At 71.7% G+C, this 17,058-nt stretch carries 14 protein-coding genes and 2 tRNA genes; 13 read left to right on the top strand and 3 right to left on the bottom strand.

The genetic code is table 11. The annotated features are described in order from the left end of the window. The first annotated feature begins 420 nt into the window (after positions 1 to 420). Entirely contained in the window at positions 421 to 1,023 is a 603-nt protein-coding gene (locus ABZ404_RS20835) for a bifunctional DNA primase/polymerase (protein WP_358834092.1), read from the top strand. Then, a tRNA-Lys gene (locus ABZ404_RS20830) sits at positions 1,014 to 1,087 on the top strand. The genes ABZ404_RS20835 and ABZ404_RS20830 overlap by 10 nt, the downstream gene beginning before the upstream one ends. 114 nt (positions 1,088 to 1,201) lie before the next feature. On the opposite strand, the gene ABZ404_RS20825 is transcribed toward ABZ404_RS20830, so the two are convergent. Then, entirely contained in the window at positions 1,202 to 2,440 is a 1,239-nt protein-coding gene (locus ABZ404_RS20825) for a M6 family metalloprotease domain-containing protein (protein WP_358834093.1), read from the bottom strand. Positions 2,441 to 2,891: 451 nt separating this feature from the next. Between ABZ404_RS20825 and ABZ404_RS20820 the strand changes: the two genes are divergently transcribed. Next, on the top strand, positions 2,892 to 4,682 hold the full coding sequence (locus ABZ404_RS20820) for an EAL domain-containing protein (protein ID WP_358834094.1): 1,791 nt from the start codon (positions 2,892 to 2,894) through the stop codon (positions 4,680 to 4,682). A 546-nt stretch (positions 4,683 to 5,228) separates the two neighbouring features. On the opposite strand, the gene ABZ404_RS20815 is transcribed toward ABZ404_RS20820, so the two are convergent. Both ABZ404_RS20815 and ABZ404_RS20810 read right to left on the bottom strand, forming a co-directional pair. Continuing rightward, the gene (locus ABZ404_RS20815; RefSeq protein ID WP_358834095.1) at positions 5,229 to 6,944 is read right to left on the bottom strand and encodes a glycosyl hydrolase family 18 protein; all 1,716 of its coding nucleotides are present in this window, start codon (positions 6,942 to 6,944) and stop codon (positions 5,229 to 5,231) included. A 360-nt stretch (positions 6,945 to 7,304) separates the two neighbouring features. Then, positions 7,305 to 8,474: an LLM class flavin-dependent oxidoreductase gene (locus tag ABZ404_RS20810; protein ID WP_358834107.1), complete on the bottom strand. Its 1,170-nt coding sequence runs from the start codon at positions 8,472 to 8,474 to the stop codon at positions 7,305 to 7,307. 94 nt (positions 8,475 to 8,568) lie between these two features. Between ABZ404_RS20810 and ABZ404_RS20805 the strand changes: the two genes are divergently transcribed. The 10 genes from ABZ404_RS20805 to ABZ404_RS20760 all read left to right on the top strand — a co-directional run bounded on the left by ABZ404_RS20805 (position 8,569) and on the right by ABZ404_RS20760 (position 17,047). Then, a complete protein-coding gene (locus tag ABZ404_RS20805) occupies positions 8,569 to 9,954 on the top strand; it encodes an amidase (RefSeq protein ID WP_358834096.1) in 1,386 nt (461 codons plus the stop codon). Between the two features lie 51 nt (positions 9,955 to 10,005). Next, positions 10,006 to 10,860: an ectoine/hydroxyectoine ABC transporter substrate-binding protein EhuB gene (gene ehuB, locus ABZ404_RS20800; RefSeq protein WP_358834097.1), complete on the top strand. Its 855-nt coding sequence runs from the start codon at positions 10,006 to 10,008 to the stop codon at positions 10,858 to 10,860. Beyond that, entirely contained in the window at positions 10,857 to 11,516 is a 660-nt protein-coding gene (gene ehuC, locus ABZ404_RS20795; RefSeq protein WP_358834098.1) for an ectoine/hydroxyectoine ABC transporter permease subunit EhuC, read from the top strand. The genes ehuB and ehuC overlap by 4 nt, the downstream gene beginning before the upstream one ends. Before the next feature lie 62 nt (positions 11,517 to 11,578). After that, positions 11,579 to 12,196: an ectoine/hydroxyectoine ABC transporter permease subunit EhuD gene (gene ehuD, locus ABZ404_RS20790; protein WP_358834108.1), complete on the top strand. Its 618-nt coding sequence runs from the start codon at positions 11,579 to 11,581 to the stop codon at positions 12,194 to 12,196. 55 nt (positions 12,197 to 12,251) lie between these two features. Further along, entirely contained in the window at positions 12,252 to 12,980 is a 729-nt protein-coding gene (locus ABZ404_RS20785) for an amino acid ABC transporter ATP-binding protein (protein ID WP_358834109.1), read from the top strand. Positions 12,981 to 13,157: 177 nt separating this feature from the next. Further along, positions 13,158 to 13,916 carry an IclR family transcriptional regulator C-terminal domain-containing protein gene (locus ABZ404_RS20780; RefSeq protein ID WP_358834099.1) on the top strand — a complete coding sequence of 253 codons (759 nt, stop codon included), beginning with the start codon at positions 13,158 to 13,160 and terminating at the stop codon, positions 13,914 to 13,916. A gap of 119 nt (positions 13,917 to 14,035) precedes the next feature. Next, a tRNA-Lys gene (locus ABZ404_RS20775) sits at positions 14,036 to 14,109 on the top strand. Between the two features lie 113 nt (positions 14,110 to 14,222). Next, on the top strand, positions 14,223 to 14,774 hold the full coding sequence (locus ABZ404_RS20770) for a hypothetical protein (protein ID WP_358834100.1): 552 nt from the start codon (positions 14,223 to 14,225) through the stop codon (positions 14,772 to 14,774). Continuing rightward, positions 14,771 to 15,253, top strand: coding sequence for a group II truncated hemoglobin (locus ABZ404_RS20765; protein ID WP_358834101.1), 483 nt, complete (start codon positions 14,771 to 14,773; stop codon positions 15,251 to 15,253). Before ABZ404_RS20770 ends, ABZ404_RS20765 begins: the two co-directional genes overlap by 4 nt. Positions 15,254 to 15,538: 285 nt before the next feature. Continuing rightward, complete coding sequence (locus tag ABZ404_RS20760) at positions 15,539 to 17,047, top strand: MFS transporter (protein ID WP_358834102.1); 1,509 nt, start codon at positions 15,539 to 15,541, stop codon at positions 17,045 to 17,047. The last annotated feature ends 11 nt before the right edge of the window (positions 17,048 to 17,058 follow it).

The raw sequence follows: 17,058 nt of genomic DNA, 5'->3' as shown, positions 1-17,058 counted from the left end.
GTGGTCAGCCGCTCGCGCAGTTCCCCGCGCCCCTGAAAGCACTCAGTCGTCTGCGGCCCGGTGAGGGGTTGCTCGCGCAGTTCCCCGCGCCCCTAGGGGGCGTGGCTGAGCCGGGCTTTCCGGGTGCGGGGGACTACCTAGGGGCGCGGGGAACTGCGCGAGCAACCAGCACCGGCCCGCAGACGAACCCCCGGCCGAACAGGGGCGCGGGGAACTGCGCGAGCGACCCCCACGGCCCGCAGACGGACCCCGGGCACCCCGGCCCCGGCGGGCACCCCACCACCGGCCCGCACGCAAACACCCGGCACCCCCACGGGCATATGCCATCGGCCGCGCAAGATACTCCTTCAAGCCCCACCCCGTCCCGGTTTCCGGTAATCCGCCGGGACCGGGGGGCCGGGGCCCGTAGACCTACTACCCATGAGCATCATGCAGCGCGACGAGGCCCTGCTCCCCCGGGGCCGTGGTGGGCGGGTCACCCCCGAGGGCGCCGCCTGGCTGGCGTCGGCGGGACCGTATCCGCGCAGCACCCTCGCCCTGTGGGAGGACCGCCCGGACGCCCCCGTCGTGCTCCCGTGCGGCTCGGTCTTCGACGTGGTCGGGGTGCCCGCCGTCTTCGGGCGCCGGATGCTCGACCGGCTGTGGGGCGAGGGCGCCGGCTCCGGGCCGGTCGCCCGGCACCGGGGCAGGATGCTGCTCTTCGCCACCCCCGGCACCGCCCACCGCCTGCCCGCCCTCCTCGAATGGGAGGAGTGGACCAAGGTGCCGCCGCTGCTCTGCCACGGCACGGGCGACGCGGTCACCGTGCCCGGCCTCGCCCCCACCGAGCACGCCCCGCACCCCGGCGCCGCCCGCTGGCTGGTCGCCCCCGACACCCGCCACCCCTGGCTCCCGGGCCCCGACGTCCTGCTGTGGGCATGCGTCCGCGCCGCCCGGGACAGCGCCCCCGCCGACCGGCGCTTATCGATTTTTCCTCCCGCCGATCAGGGTGCTAAGGTCTACGACGTCAGCAGGCGCCGCTAGCTCAGTTGGTTAGAGCAGCTGACTCTTAATCAGCGGGTCCGGGGTTCGAGTCCCTGGCGGCGCACAGACGGAAAAGGCCCCTCGCGCGAGCGGGGGGCCTTTTCGTATGCCCGGCAGGTGCCTGGAAGGTGTCCGCACCGGCCTCCGCCGGTCCGCACCGGTCCGCACCAACCCATATCTACGGCGTGACCTTCACCGTCCACCCCCCCGACCGCGTCCGCCCCGTCGCCTCGATCCGGATCCCCTCCCCCGGCACGGTGAACGTCTCGCCCACATTCAGCGGCGCGTCCGCCAGCGCCGGGTACACCGAGCGCTCCCAGCACGCCCCCGTGTCGGGGTGGGTGTCGAGGACCTCGACCGGCCCGGTGCCCGACGCCGTCTCGCCGCGGACGCGGTAGACCAGCAGCCCGGACGTACAGGTCGTACGGTCGTTGCCCGCCGAGTCGCGGGCCTCGATGGCGACCGCGCTGTCCCGCGAGGTCCGGACGACCGCGAGCCGGACGCCACCGTGGCCGACCCGCGCGGGCGACTCCGAGAGCGGCGCCAGGGTCAGCCGCGAGGACCCGCGCGGCGCCACGCACGCCACCTGGCGCCGGTCCAGCCACCCCAGCTTCCACTTCTGCCAGCCGAACAGATCCGGCGCCATCCCGAACTGGCTGCCCATCACGTCCCAGTCGCCGACGTACGTGTCCCAGTCGCCCTTGCCGTCGACCGGCCGGTGGTAGAGGTCGGGCAGGTCGAAGACGTGACCGGTCTCGTGCGCCAGTACGTTGCGGTCCGGCGGGTGCTGTTCGAAGACCGTGACGACCCGCTTGAGGTCCGTGCCGTCGACCCGCAGCGGCTGGTCGAAGTTGACGACCTTGGTGGCGTCGGAGTCGACGCCCGGCGCGTCCGGGTCCGCGACCAGGTAGACGATGTCGTACGCCGAGAAGTCCACCCCCGGGTCGGCGGCCGCGACGGCGTCGCGCAGGTACTCAGTGCGCCGGTCGGGGTCCCAGTCGCGCTGTATCCGGTAGGACGTGGACGGCTTCGGCATGCGCACCCACTCCGGGCGCGCATCGGCCTGGAGCCGGAACTTCCCGTACGAGGCGCGGGCGAAGAAGTCGCTGGTCGCGGGGAAGTAGTCGGTGGCGATGTCCTTCGGGGCGGCCACCGGCACCGAGTCCGGGAACGAGAGGAAGACCATCACCGCCCGGAGCGTGCGCACCGGGCGCGGATAGGCGGTGTTCCAGGTGTCCACTCCGAGCGAGTGGTGGGCCGCGGTGCGGGGCAGTGCGCAGGGCATCGCGGATCTGGCGGCCACGGCGGGGCCCGCCACGAGGGTGGTGGCGGCGACCGCGGTCAGGGAGGTGAGCGCGGCGGCGGCACTGCGCAGCCGGGCACGCTCCACTCCCCCGGGTGTCAGCTGACGCTCCACGTCGACCTCCGGGTACGGAAATGCGGGACACCTCACCCACCTTGTGGTGGTTTGTGTGATGACGCCCTGTTCCGCTGCCCCAGGTGGGTGAGGAGCCCGACACCTGCCCGACACCCCGATGCCTTACAGAAAGTCACAATCGGTCACTTGCGAATCGCCGCTGGCCAGGCGTGTGCAGAAACGATCTGCCTCGGCTCCCGGGTGCGCATGATCACGACCACGGAGCTGGATCGGCCATTGCGCCTGCCTCTATGATCGGCACACTTTCCTGCGTGGATTCAGCCCCGGGCGGCTGTCCTCCACCCGGCCGACGGCCCCGACCACATCTCTGTACGACTCGAATGCACAGCGGGAGCGAGCGGTGAGCGGAACCCCCGAAGGACCGGGAGCAGCACCCGGGACCATGCGGCCGCCGGTCACAGAGCGTCATCCAGAGGGGCCTCTGGGGCCCATGGGACGGCCGCCCGAACGTCACGCGGTCGGGCGCACCACCGCCGAGCCGCGTGACTACCGCGCGGCCTTCGACGCGGCCCACCTGGCGATGGCCGTCGTCGACCGGCACGGCACGGTGACCGCCGTCAACCACGCGCTGGCCGAACTCCTCGGCTCCCCGCCCGCCGAACTGTGCGGCCTGCCCGCCGCCGACCTCGTCGACCTCGCCGCCGACGCCCGCACCTGGCACATCTACCAGGACGTCCTCCAGGGCAGCCGCTCCCGGTTCCGCTGCACCCGCCGCCTCAAGCACCCCGACGGGCACTCGCTGTGGGCCGAGGTCACCGTCTCGCCGGTACGCGACGGCAGCGGCGCGCTGCTCTCGATCACCGACATCAGCGACCGGCGCGAGCTCCAGGCGCGGCTGCGCCACCTCCAGATGCACGACCCGGTGACCCGGCTGCCCAACCGCACGCTCTTCTTCGAGCGGCTCGCGGGGGCGATGGAGGCGTCCACGTACGGACGCGGCGGCACCGGCCGGATCGGGATCTGCTACCTCGACCTCGACGGCTTCAAGGCCGTCAACGACACCCTCGGCCACCGCATCGGCGACCGGCTCCTGTCGGCGGTCGCGGCCCGCCTCACCCACTGCGCCGACCAGAGCGGCTACGCCCGCAGCGGCGGCCACCTGGTGGCGCGCCTGGGCGGCGACGAGTTCGCGGTCCTGGTCGAGGACTCCACCGGGACCGAGCAGCTGGCCGAGCTGGCGAAGTCCGTACTGGCCGTGCTCCAGCAGCCGTTCGACCTGGCCGGACAGCGACTGTCGGTCTCGGCGTCCATCGGCGTGGTGGAGCGGGCGGTCGCGGGGACGACGGCGACGGGTCTGATGCAGGACGCGGACACGACCCTGTACTGGGCCAAGGCCGACGGCAAGGCCCGCTGGACCCTCTTCGACCCCGAGCGCAACGCGCACCGGATGACCCGTCAGGCGCTCTCCTCCACGCTGCGTCCGGCCGTGGACCGGGGGGAGTTCGCGCTGGAGTACCAGCCGCTGGTGGGGATGGCGGACGGGGCCGTGGAGGGCGTCGAGGCGCTTGTCCGATGGAACCATCCGCAGTTCGGCACACTTGCGCCGAATCGGTTCATCGGAATTGCCGAAGAGGACGGCTCGATCGTCCAGCTCGGCCGCTGGGTCCTGCGGACGGCCTGCCGGCAGGCGCGCCGCTGGCAGATCGAGCACCCCGGGGTGCCGCCGATCTTCGTGAGCGTGAACGTGGCCGTGCGCCAGGTCTGGGACTCCGACCTGGTCGCGGACGTGGCGGAGATCCTGGCGGAGACGGGTCTGGCGCCGCACCTGCTGCAACTGGAGCTCACCGAGTCCGCCGTGATGGGCTCGGCGGGCCGTCCGCTGCAAGCCCTCCAGGCGCTGTCCGACATGGGTGTACGGATCGCCATCGACGACTTCGGCACGGGCTACTCGAACCTGGCGTACCTCTCCCGGCTGCCGGTCTCCGTCCTGAAGCTGGACGGCTCCTTCGTCCGGGGCTTCCAGTACGACGAGGGCGGCACGCACCCCAACCCCGCCGACGAGACGATCGTCGAGGCACTGGTCCAACTGGCGCACCGGCTGGGTCTGAAGGTGACGGCGGAGTGCGTGGAGACGTCGCACCAGGCGGGGCGGTTGCGGCGGATCGGGTGCGATACGGGGCAGGGGTGGTTGTATTCGCGGGCGGTGGGGCCGGGGTTGATCGGGACGATGCTGTCGGGGGGTTGCGGGGCGACGACTTCGCGCAGTTCCCCGCGCCCCTGAAGGGGCCGGTGTTCGTCTGACCGTGCGGTCGGGGTTGCTCGCGCAGTTCCCCGCGCCCCTTTTGTGCCCGGGGTTCGTCTGCGGGCCGGTGGGTGGCCGGTCGCGCAGTTCCCCGCGCCCCTAAAAGGGCCGGTGTTCGTCTGACCGTGCGGTCGGGGTTGCTCGCGCCGCTCCCCGCGCCCCCGAAAACGTCGGTCGTCTGCCGGTCGTGGTCGGTTGCTCGCGCAGTTCCCCGCGCCCCTAAAAGGGCCGGTGTTCGTCTGACCGTGCGGTGGGGGTTGCTCGCGCCGTTCCCCGCGCCCCTTCAGGGGCGCGTGTTCGTCTGCTGGGCGGGGCGGAGCCCCGTTCTTCAGGGGCGCGGGGAACTGCGCGACCAGCCCCCACTCAGCCGCGGACAAAATCGAGGAGCGGGGTACAGGGGCCGCAGGCCCCGTACGGGGGGCGGGGGGCGTAGCCCCCGGAGGGGTGGGGTGGGGCAAGAGAAAGCCGTCCCATCCCCGGCACGGGATGGGACGGCTTCCCCCCGAAGGGGGCTCTCGGCTCACATCAGCATGCGCCCAGGTCCTGCCAGACCCCCCACTCCCCGGTCGTCCCGGGCTCCTCCCCCTGCGTCCACCACTTGGCCTTCCAGGTGTGGCCCTTGTGGGAGACCTGCGTCCCGCCCGTGTACGTACCGCCCTTGTCCCAGGCCGCGGCCGTGCAGCCCGTCGTCGGCGGAGTGGTGGGCGGAGTCGTGGGAGGCGTGGTGGGCGGGGTCGTCGGCGGGGTGGTGGGCGGCGTCGTCGGGTCCGGCGTCGAGGACGGGGACGAGCCGACCGCCGTGACGATCTGGTTCAGGAGCGTCGTCCGGTCGTCCAGGCCGAGGAGGGAGTACATCATCGCCCCCGCCAGCCCCCGGCTGTGCGCGTAGTCGGCGCGCGCCTGGACCGACTTCTGGTTCAGGCCGGTGAAGAACTCGCCGTCCTTGTAGAAGTAGGACGCCTTCGCCTGGTCGTCCCAGTACGTCGTCGCCGCGTTGTCGACGATCCCGCCGAGCTCCTTGTAGTGGGCGATGCCCGGCTGCTGGCTCAGCGGCCGTGCGCCCGAGGGGCCGGTCGCGGCCTGGGCGAGGCCGCCCGCACTGCCCGCCGGGACGCCCTTCCAGCCGCGGTAGTAGAACTCGTACCCGAGGGTGAGCTTGTTCGCCGGGAAGCCGCCCGCGATGCCGTACGCCGCGTTCCCGTCCAGCCAGGAGTCCACCGCGTTGGCGATCGAGTACTTCTGGGTGCCCGGCTTGATCACGTCGGTCGGGTCGTTGGCGCCGGAGTACAGCGGCGACTGGTGGTACGTCGGCCCGTCGCCGTCCCAGGCGCCGTGCATGTCGTACGTCATGACGTTGGCGTAGTCGAGGTACTGCCCGACCTTGTCGGTCTCGATGTTCTTGATCTTGTCCTGGCCGGCCGGCATCGCCGCCGTCAGCAGGTACTTCTTGCCGCCGTGCGCGGCCCCGTACGCGTCGAGCTGCTTGCGGAACTCGGCGAGCAGCAGCGTGAAGTTCTGCTTGTCCTCGGGGGCGTAGTGGTTGCCGAGGTGGCCGTCGGGCGAGCCGGGGTACTCCCAGTCGATGTCGATGCCGTCGAAGATCCCGGCGGCGGTCCCGGGGCCGCCGAAACCTCCGTCGACCGGCAGGTCGCCCTGGATGTACTGCTTGATACAGGACGCCACCAGCTTCTTGCGGCTCGCGTCGGTCTTCGCCGCGTCCGAGAAGTACTTGGAGTAACTCCAGCCGCCGATCGATATGTTGATCTTCAGCTTGGGGTACTTCGCCTTGAGCTGCTTGAACTGGTTGAAGACGCCGACGATGGGCTGGTTCCAGGTGTCGGCGGTCCCGCTGACGCTGTCGGCCGCGCCGAACGACTTCTGGTAGTCGGCGTAGGAGTCGCCCGCGCCGTCACCGGCGCTCGCGTTGCTGTCGTCGCCCGCCGCCTTGTTGGCCTCGAAACAGGTGAGGTCGGTGGGGTGGATGTTGGCGAACGAGTAGTTGATGACGTCCAGTTTGCCCGCGATGCCCCGGGTGTCGAGGTGCTTGGGGTAGAAGGCGTTCCCGTACACGCTCCACTGGTCGTAGTACGCGATCTTCACGCCGCCCGTGGAGGCGGCGACCGTCCGGGTCTGGGCGGCGGAGGCGGCGCCGGCCGGGCCGAGGCCCGCGAAGGCGGCCAGCGCGCCGGCGGCGAGCGTCGCGGTCGTCAGGGCTGCGGTGAGAGGTCTGCGGACGGGCACGGTCGGCCTCCGGGGGAGCTGAGCGGAACGGCGGTTGGAGCAGTGATAGCGATCACGCCGGGGGTGAGTCAATGGTCTGAACCAAATTGAGGACTAGACCAATTTGGGAACGAAACGGCTTGTCAGGGAGGTGGACCCCACGCACGAACCGCCCGCCACCATCGGTGACGAGCGGTTTAAGGGTGTCTTATGGATCTTGCGGAAGGCGGGGGACGCGTTGGACCACCGGCCGTGCGGAATCCAGGATTTACCGACGAGAGATCGTCGCGCGCGGCTCCCGACGGCCGCCGCGAGGGCGCCGACGGACCGCCCGGAGCACCCGGACCACGCGGACCACCCGGACCACGCGGACCACCCGGACTACGCGGACCGCACGGATTGCGCGGACTCCGCCGTCGGCGCCCCGTACACGTCCGCGATCAGTTCGTACGAGCGCAGCCGCGCCTCGGGCCCGTGCGCGTTCGCCGTCAGCATCAGCTCGTCCGCGCCCGTCCGCTTCTGGAGCGCGTCGAGGCCGGCGCGCACTTCCTCGGCCGTCCCGGAGACCACGTTGGCGAGCCAGCCGTCGACGAACTCCCGCTCCAGCGCGCTGAAGGAGTGCGCCGCCGCCTCCTCGGGCGTCGGCACCAGACCCGGGCGGCCGGTGCGCAGCCGCACCATCGACAGGGCGTTGGTGAGGGTCTGGCGGCGGGCCTCCTCCTCGGTGTCGGCGGCCAGCGCGGAGACGCCGATCAGCGCGTACGGCGCGGCCAGCACCGCCGAGGGCCGGAACGACTCGCGGTACAGATCGAGCGCGGGCACCGTGTTCGCGGCCGAGAAGTGGTGGGCGAACGCGAACGGCAGGCCCAGCGTCCCCGCGAGCCGGGCGCTGAAGCCGGAGGAGCCGAGCAGCCAGATCGGCGGGCGGCCGGTGGGGCCCTGCACGGGGCCGGGCACGGCGTGGATACGGGCGTAGGGATGCCCGTCGGGGAAGTCGTCGTCAAGAAAACGGGTCAGCTCGGCCAGCTGCTGCGGGAACTCTTCCCCAAGCTCTCGGCTTCGCTCGAGCAGGGGAGACCCCATTGCCCCTTCGTTCAGCCGGTCGGTGCGGCGCAGGGCCGCCGCCGTCGCGCCGTCCGTGCCGGGCGCGCGCCCCAGGCCCAGGTCGATGCGCCCGGGTGCCAGCGCCTCCAACGTGCCGAACTGCTCCGCGATCACCAGCGGCGCATGGTTGGGCAGCATCACCCCGCCCGAGCCGAGCCGGATGCGCTCGGTGTGGGCGGCGAGGTGGGCGAGGATGACGGCCGGGGACGAGGAGGCGACGCCGGGCATGGAGTGGTGCTCGGCGACCCAGTGGCGGGTGTAGCCGCGCCGCTCGGCGAGCCGGGCGATCTCCACACTGGTGCGCAGGGCCGTGCTCGCGGTGTAGCCGCTGCCGACCGTCACCAGGTCCAGCACGGACAGGGGCACGGGCGCGCCGCCGAACGCCGTCCCTCGAATGTCGTCCACGTCCACCGGTGCGCTCCTCCAGTTCGTGCCGTACGGATACACCGACGCCAACAGGAGGCGGTCTCCGTTTTATTCCCCGGCCACCGGGCACCCGCCCGGCCACTGTGGATCAGCAAACCCGGGTACGAACCCGGGCATGACCGAGCCGACGACAGGCCGCACCTCCCTCGCCGATCTGACTGCCCGTCAACTCCTGGCCGGATACGGCAGGGGCGACTTCTCCCCCCTCGACGCGGTCCGCGACGTACTGGAGCGGATCTCCGCCGTAGAGCCCCGGATCAACGCCTTCGTCCGGGTCGACGCCGAGGCGGCGCTGGTCCGGGCCGGGGAGTCCACCGCCCGCTGGCGCGCCGGGGAGCCGCTGGGGCTGCTCGACGGGGTGCCGGTGTCCGTGAAGGACGCGCTGCCGGTGGCCGGCGGCCCGACCCTGCGCGGCTCGACGCTCCCGGCGGGCCCGGGGCCCTGGGACGTGGACGCGCCCCCCGTGGCGCGGCTGCGCGAGCACGGGGCGGTGTTCGTGGGCAAGACCACGATGCCCGAGTTCGGGTGGAAGGCGGTCACCGACTCGGCGCTCTCGGGGATCACCCGCAACCCGCACGACCCCTCCCGTACGGCGGGCGGCTCCAGCGGCGGCAGCGCGGCGGCGGTCGCGGCCGGGGCGGCGCCGCTCTCGCTCGGCACCGACGGCGGCGGCTCGGTGCGCGTCCCGGCCTCGTTCTGCGGGGTGGTCGGGCTGAAGCCGACGTACGGGCGGGTGCCGCTGTTCCCGCCGAGCCCCTTCGGCTCGCTCGCCCACATCGGACCGCTGGCGCGCGACGCGGCCGACACGGCGCTGCTGCTCGACGTGATCAGCGGGGCCGACTGGCGCGACTGGTCGGCGGGCGAGGCCGCCCGGCCCGTCTCCCCGAGCCTCGACGAGGGGGTGAAGGGCGTGCGCGTGGCGTACTCGCCGTCCCTCGGCGGCCAGGTGGCCGTGCGCCCCGAGGTCGCGGCGGCGGTACGGGCCGGGGTGACCCGGCTCGCCGGGCTCGGCGCCTACGTCGAGGAGGCCGACCCGGACTTCGCGGACCCGGTCGCCGCCTTCCACACCCTGTGGTTCACGGGCGCCGCGCGCGTCGCCGCCCGCGTCCCCTCCGAGCGGCGGGCGGCCCTGGAGCCGGGGCTGCGGGACATCGCCGAGCGGGGCGCGCGGTACTCGGCGCTCGACTACCTGGCCGCGCTCGACGTCCGCGCCGAGCTCGGCCACCGGATGGCGCGTTTCCACCGCGCCTACGACCTGCTGGTCACCCCGACCCTGCCGATCACCGCCTTCGAGGCGGGCGCGGAGGTCCCCGAGGGGTCGGGGCTGCGCCGGTGGACGGGCTGGACCCCGTTCACGTACCCCTTCAACCTGACCTGCCAGCCGGCGCTCACCGTCCCGGTCGGCACGGACGCGGCGGGGCTGCCGATCGGCCTCCAGCTGGTCGCCGCACGTCACCGCGACGATCTGGTGCTGCGGGCGGCGCGAGCGCTGGAGAGCTGAGGGAGCCGGCCGGGACGCATGGGGGCGTCGATCCCGGGTAGCGGCGCCGCCATGGTTCGAGCAACTGGACGACGAACGTTTCTCGCCGGGGGTGTCGGCGTGGCCCTGGCCGCCGCCGGCTGCTCCCGGGTGCCCGAAGGCGACGCGCTCGGGCGCCTCAGATCGCAGGGCACGGTACGGCTGGGGATCGCCGGAGAGGTCCCGTACGGCTATGTCGACGAGGACGGCCGGTTCACCGGTGAGGCGCCGGAACTGGCCAAAGTGATCTTCAAGCGGCTCGGCATCGACCGGGTCCAGCCGGTGGCCACCGACTTCTCCTCGCTCATCCCGGGCCTGAACTCCCAGCAGTTCGACGTCGTCTCGGCCGGGATGTACATCAACAAGGAGCGCTGCGCGCAGGTCCTCTTCGCCGACCCCGAGTACCAGATGCTCGACGCGTTCATCGTGCGCAAGGGCAATCCCAAAGGGCTGCACACGTACGAGGACGTGGTGCGCACCCGCGCCCGCTTCGCCACCGGCACCGGCTACGCGGAGATCCAGTACGCGGTCGCCGCCGGAATCCCCGAGAAGGACATCGTCATCCTCCAGGACCAGGTCGCCGGGCTGAACGCGGTGGAGTCCGGCCGCGTCGACGTCTTCGCCGGGACCGCGCTGACCACCCGCGCCGTGGTGCGCAAGAGCAGTCGCGCCGAGGCCACCGCGCCCTTCGCCGCCGTCGTCGACGGCAGGAAGAAGGTCGACGGCGGCGGCTTCGCCTTCCGGCCCACCGACACCACGCTGCGCGACGCCTTCAACACCGAGCTGCGCAAGATGCGCGCCAGCGGCGAACTCTTCCGCATCCTGCGGCCGTTCGGCTTCACCCGCGCGGAGATGACCACCCTCACCGCCAAGGAGCTGTGCCGATGACGGCGGGACTGTGGCAGCACTGGGTGCTGCCGGGAATCTGGATCACCGTCCAGCTGACGGTGTACAGCGCGGCGCTGGCCGCCGCCGTCGCCTTCGGGGTCGGCATGGCGCGTACGCACCGCTCGGTGTTCGTCAGGTTCCTGGCCGGCTTCTACACCGAGATCTTCCGGGGCACCTCCGCCCTGGTCCTGATGTTCTGGCTGTTCTTCGTGCTGCCGCCGCTGGTCGGCTGGCAGCTGGTGCCGATGTGGGCGGCCGTCCTGGCGCTCGGCCTGTCCTACGGGGCGTACGGCGCGGAGATCGTCCGGGGCGCGCTGAACTCCGTCCCGGCCGCGCAGCGCGAGGCGGGCATAGCCCTGAGCCTCACGCCCTGGCAGCGGATGCGGCTGGTGCTGCTGCCGCAGGCGGTGCCGGAGATGATCCCGCCGTTCTGCAACCTGCTGGTCGAGCTGCTCAAGGGCACCGCGCTGGTCTCGCTGCTCGGCGTCGGCGACGTGTCGTTCGCCGCGTACCTGGTCCGCCTCGCCACCCAGGACAGCGCCCGGATCTACGGCGTCACCCTCGTCATCTACTTCGTCCTCGCCTTCGGGATCACCCGGGGCATGAAGGCGCTGGAGCGCCGCACCAAGGCCAATCTGGGGGTGACGGTCAAGTGACGCACTCGGTCTCGGCCCAGGCGGCGCAGTCCTCCTGGGACTGGTCCGCCGTCGGCGACTTCATGCCGCGTTTCTGGGACGGGGTGCTGGTCACCCTGGAAGTCCTCGCGCTCGGCTCGCTCATCTCGTTCTCGCTGGGGCTGGTGTGGGCGTTCGGCCTGCGCGCCTCGTCCCGGGCGGTGCGGTGGCCGGTGACGGCCGTCACCGAGTTCATCCGCACCACCCCGCTGCTGGTGCAGCTGTTCTTCCTGTTCTTCGTGCTGCCCGAGTGGGGCGTGCAGTTCTCCGCCCTGACCACCGGCGTCCTCGCCATCGGGCTGCACTACTCGACGTACACCGCGCAGGTCTACCGGGCCGGCATCGACGCCGTGCCCCGGGGCCAGTGGGAGGCGGCCACCGCGCTCAGCCTGCCGACGCACCGGACCTGGCTGGCGGTGATCCTGCCGCAGGCGGTCCGCCGCATCGTCCCGGCGCTCGGCAACTACGTCATCTCGATGCTGAAGGACACCCCGCTGCTCGCCGGGATCAGCGTCCTGGAACTCCTCCAGCAGTCCCGTCTGGAGGGTGCGTCGACCTTCCAGTACACCGAACCGCTGACCGTCGTCGGCGTCGCCTTCGTCCTCATCGCCTACCCGGCTTCCCTTCTCGTACGAGCCCTGGAGCGCCGCCTTGCCCGCTGACCTCTCCCCCGCGTCCGCCCCCGACTCCTCCCCCTCCGCCTCGCCCGGGTCGCCCCTGATCACCTTCGACAACGTCACCAAGCGCTTCGGGTCCACCACGGTCCTGGACGACCTCTGCTTCTCGGTGCGGCCGGGGCGGCACGTCACGCTGATCGGTCCGTCCGGCTCCGGCAAGACCACCATCCTGCGGCTGCTGATGACCCTGGAAACCCCCGACTCCGGGACGATCCAGGTCAATGGGGACCGGCTGTTTCCGGCCGCCGAGAGAGAACGCCGGGAGGCCCGCAAGAAGATCGGGATGGTCTTCCAGCAGTTCAACCTCTTCCCCAACATGACCGTCCTGCGGAACCTCACCGAGGCGCCGGTGCGGGTGCTCGGGCTCTCGCCCGACGAGGCCGAGGCACGGGCGAAGGAACTGCTCGACCTGGTGGGACTCGCCGACCGCACGGACGCCAGGCCCTCCCAGCTCTCCGGCGGCCAGCAGCAGCGGGTGGCGATCGCCCGGGCCCTGGCCATGCGCCCCCAGGTGCTGCTTCTCGACGAGGTGACCTCCGCCCTCGACCCGGAGCTGGTGGCGGGGGTCCTCGACGTCCTGCGGGACATCGCGACGACGACGGACATCACCATGCTCTGTGTCACCCACGAGATGAACTTCGCGCGCGACATCTCGGACGAGGTCATGATGTTCGATTCCGGGAAGGTCATCGAGTCCGGTCCGCCGGAGAAAATCTTCACCGCGGCCGAACACGAACGCACGCGCGAGTTCCTCGGCTCGGTGCTCTGACCTCACCTTCCGGCCAGAGACCTTTCCTCTGGCATATGCCATACGGATGCGCCCCAGCGTGCGGGCCGGGGCGCATCATCAATCTCGTCAACACCCCCACCGGAATGGGGTCTTGGCGGTTATCGTGGAACGGTGAAGCTGTCCACCTTCGCAGCCTCGACCTGCTAGGGGGAAACCGTGGCGCTGAAGCCCGAGCCGACCGCGCCGTTCCACTCGGTGCAGTACGCCTTCCGCGTCCTGGAGACGATCTCCAAGCACGCGAGCGGAGTGACGGACGTCCAGATCGCACGAGAGACCGGTCTGCCGACCGCCCACCTCGCCTCGCTGCTGCTCATGCTGCGCTGCGAGGGCTATGTGGAACAGGTGACCGACGGGGCGTACGTCATCGGCGACTCCACCGTCCTGCTGGGCTCCGGCGTGGTGCGCCAGCAGGCCCTGGAGGCCAAACTCCAGAGCACACTGACCGAACTGCGCGACTCGGTCGGCGCGGCGGTCTACATCAGCCGGTACATCGACGGCGAAGTGAAGATCACGCAGTACGCCGACGGCCCGCGCGCCCCGAAAGTCAACGAGTGGGTGGACTTCCGCTCGGCGGCGCACGCCAGCGCGGTCGGCAAGTGCCTGCTCACCCAGCTCGACCAGAACGGCCGGCGCGACCACCTCTCGCGCCACAAGATCGCCCGGCTCACCTCGCGGACCATCACCAACGAGCGCGTGCTCTTCAGCAAGCTGGACAGCCAGCCCGCCACGGTCCCGGTCCTCGACCTCCAGGAGTACGCGGTGGGCACGGTCTGCGCGGCCGTCCCGCTCACGGCGGGCGCGGCGGTCGGCTGCCTGGCCCTCTCGCTCCCGATCGAGCACGCCCACCGCCTGCGCTCGGCGGCGGACACCCTGAACCGCCGGGCGGCTCCCGTGGTGCTGTCACTGGCGATCTAGCACCGACCGATACCGCGCCGACCGGTACCGACACGCCCGCTCCGTGGCGTGTCGTTTCCGTGATCCGCCGGGTGTCCGGAGCACCCCGGCGGACCAGGTAGTATTTTCTCTGTCAGCAGGCGCCGCTAGCTCAGTTGGTTAGAGCAGCTGACTCTTAATCAGCGGGTCCGGGGTTCGAGTCCCTGGCGGCGCACCGACAGCAGAAGCCCTTCGCGAAAGCGGAGGGCTTCTTGCGTTGTGTCTACATGTTTCCGGCCCACGGCGAACACCCTTGGCACATCCGCCTGCCCGCGTAATGCTGATTACATGATTACAGCCGAACAGTACGAGCAGCTTCGCGGCTGGTTCACCGGCCGCATCCCCGAGGGGCTCTACGAGCGCCTCGTCGAGGTGACCGTCGACCGTGAGGAGATCACCGTCGTCGGACGCGTCCCCGAGCCGGCGCTCGCGGACGACGTCTCCCCCGCCGAGCGCGCCGCCGCCCTCGACGGCCGCATCCAGGAGTTCCGCGAGCGCACCCGCGAGGAGCGGATCGCCGTCGCCCGTGAGGCCGAGCACCGGTACGGGCGCAAGGTGTCCTGGGGCGCCGAGTGCGGCGGGCACCGGGCGATGTTCACCCAGGTCGCGGCCCCGGTCATGACCCGGCTCCGGCAGAGCGAGCGCCAGGTCCTGGACACGCTGGTGGCGGGCGGGGTGGTCCGCAGTCGCAGCGAGGCCCTTGCCTGGTGTGTACGGCTCGTACAGAGTCACACCGACGACTGGCTCGGGGAGCTGCGCGACTCCCTGGAGCGGGTACGCGAAGTCCGCGCCCAGGGCCCCGACCGCGCGCCGGGGCCGGCCGAGGAGGAACACGTATGAGCGACGCTCCGGGGATCCCCAGCGTCTACGAGTGGATGGGCGGCCAGGAGGCACTGGACCACCTGACCGAGGTCTTCTACGGGCACGTGCACAAGGACCCGGTCCTGGCGCCGGTGTTCGCGGCGGCCCCGCCCGAGCACGCCCACCACGTGGCTCTCTGGCTCGCCGAGGTCTTCGGCGGTCCCGCCGACTACACCGCGGCCCACGGCGGCCACGACCGGATGGCCGGGCGCCATCTGGGCCGCGGCATCACCGAGGAGCAGCGGCGGCGCTGGGTCTCACTGCTGATGGACACGGCGGACGAGGTGCGCCTGCCGGACGACCCGGAGTTCCGGGCGGTGTTCGCGTACTACATCGAGTGGGGCACCCGGATGGCGCTCGTCTACTCCGGCCCGAACCCGCCGCCGGTGGAGGGCACGGGCGCGAAGGTGCCGAGGTGGGGCTGGAACCAGACCCCGCCCTGGCAGCCGAAGGCCTAGCGGCCCGGAGTTCATCCGCGGGCCGGCGGGGGCTGGTCGCGCGGTTCCCCCAGCCCCCCCCACGGCAGAACATCTGGCCCGGTACCGCGATGACCGCGCGTACCGGGCCAGACCTGTAGGGGCGCGGGGAACCGCGCGAACGAGCAAGCCCCACCGGCCCGCCGACGAACCACCGCCCCTCGCGACGGCATGTGTACGGCCCCTCCGGACCTTCCGGAGGAGCCGTACACATGTCCTATACATTCGTTCTAGACAGACGTATTAAACGGCCGTACAGTTCCTGTCATGACCCACACACCGAGCACCAACCTCCGCGCGGGCCGCAAGGAATGGACCGCCTTCGTCGTCCTGCTGCTGCCGCTCCTGCTGGTCTCGATGGACGTCTCCGTCCTCTACTTCGCGATCCCCTCCCTCACCCGCGAGCTGGATCCGAGCGCCACGCAGCAGCTGTGGATCTTCGACATCTACGCCTTCGCGCTCGCCGGGCTGCTGATCACGATGGGCTCGCTCGGTGACCGGATCGGCCGCCGCAAGCTGCTGCTGATCGGCGCGGCGGCCTTCGGCGTCGCCTCGGTGGCGGCGGCGTACGCGACCAGCGCCGAGATGCTGATCGCCGCCCGCGCCCTGCTCGGTGTCGGCGGCGCCACCCTGATGCCGTCCACCATGGGGCTGGTCCGCACCCTGTTCCGCGACGACCGCCAGCGCGGCCAGGCGATCGGCATCTGGTCCGGCGCCATGGCGGGCGGGATCGCGCTCGGCTCGGTGATGAGCGGCGTGATGCTGGAGCACTTCTGGTGGGGCTCGGTGTTCCTGATCAACGTGCCCGCGATGCTGCTCCTGCTGGTCCTCGTCCCGGTCCTGGTCCCCGAGTCCAAGGACCCGGCGCCGGGGAGGTTCGACCTGCTGAGCGTGCCGCTGTCGATGGGTGCGGTGCTGCCGGTTGTCTACGGGCTGAAGGAGTTCGCCGCCGAGGGCTTCAGCACCGCGCGGCTGCTGTCGGTGGCCGTGGGCCTGCTGATCGGCTGGGTCTTCGTCCGCCGCCAGCGCACCCGGCAGGACGCGATGATCAGCCGTGAACTCTTCCGCGACCGGGTCTTCGGGGCCGGGATCTCCCTCAACGCCGTCGCCGCCTTCGCGATGATGGGCTCGGCGTACTTCACCACCCAGTACCTCCAGTCGGTGCTCGGCATGGGCACCATGGAGGCGGCCCTGTGGTCCATGGCCCCCTCGCTCGCGGTGGGCGTCGCCGCCCCGACGGCCACGGCGATCGCCGCCAGGGCGGGCAAGGCCCCGGTCATGACGGCCGGATTCGTGATCGGCGCGGCGGGCTACGGCATCCTCGCCCTCACTGGCACCGACTCCCTGTGGCTGCTGCTGACCGGCGCCGCGGTCCTCGCCAGCGGCATCGTCGCGGTGATGGCGCTCGTCTCCGACATGGCGCTGGCCTCGGCCCCCGCCGAGAAGGCCAGCTCGGCGGCCTCGCTCCTGGAGACCGGGCAGGAGTTCGGCGGGGCGATGGGCATGGCCGTCCTGGGCTCGATCGGCACCGCGGTCTACCGCTCGGACATGCCCGGCTCGGCCCCGGCGACGGCCCGCGAGACCCTGGGCGCGGCGGTCGCGAGCACCGACCACACCCTGGTGGCGACGGCCCGCGAGGCCTTCGTCCACGGGATGCAGTACGCGGCGGTCGGCGGGACGGTACTGCTGCTGGTGGCGGCCGGGGTGACGGCGGCCCTGCTGCGGAACACCAGCGCCGGGGCGCCGGTGGCGCCGGAGAACGAACTGGTGGCGTAGGCCGCGGACGC

This window comes from Streptomyces sp. NPDC005878 (genome assembly GCF_040629815.1).
Lineage (GTDB): Bacteria > Actinomycetota > Actinomycetes > Streptomycetales > Streptomycetaceae > Streptomyces.
The sequence above is the reverse complement of the archived record's forward strand: the minus strand, read 5'-3'. Positions and strand labels throughout refer to the sequence as shown.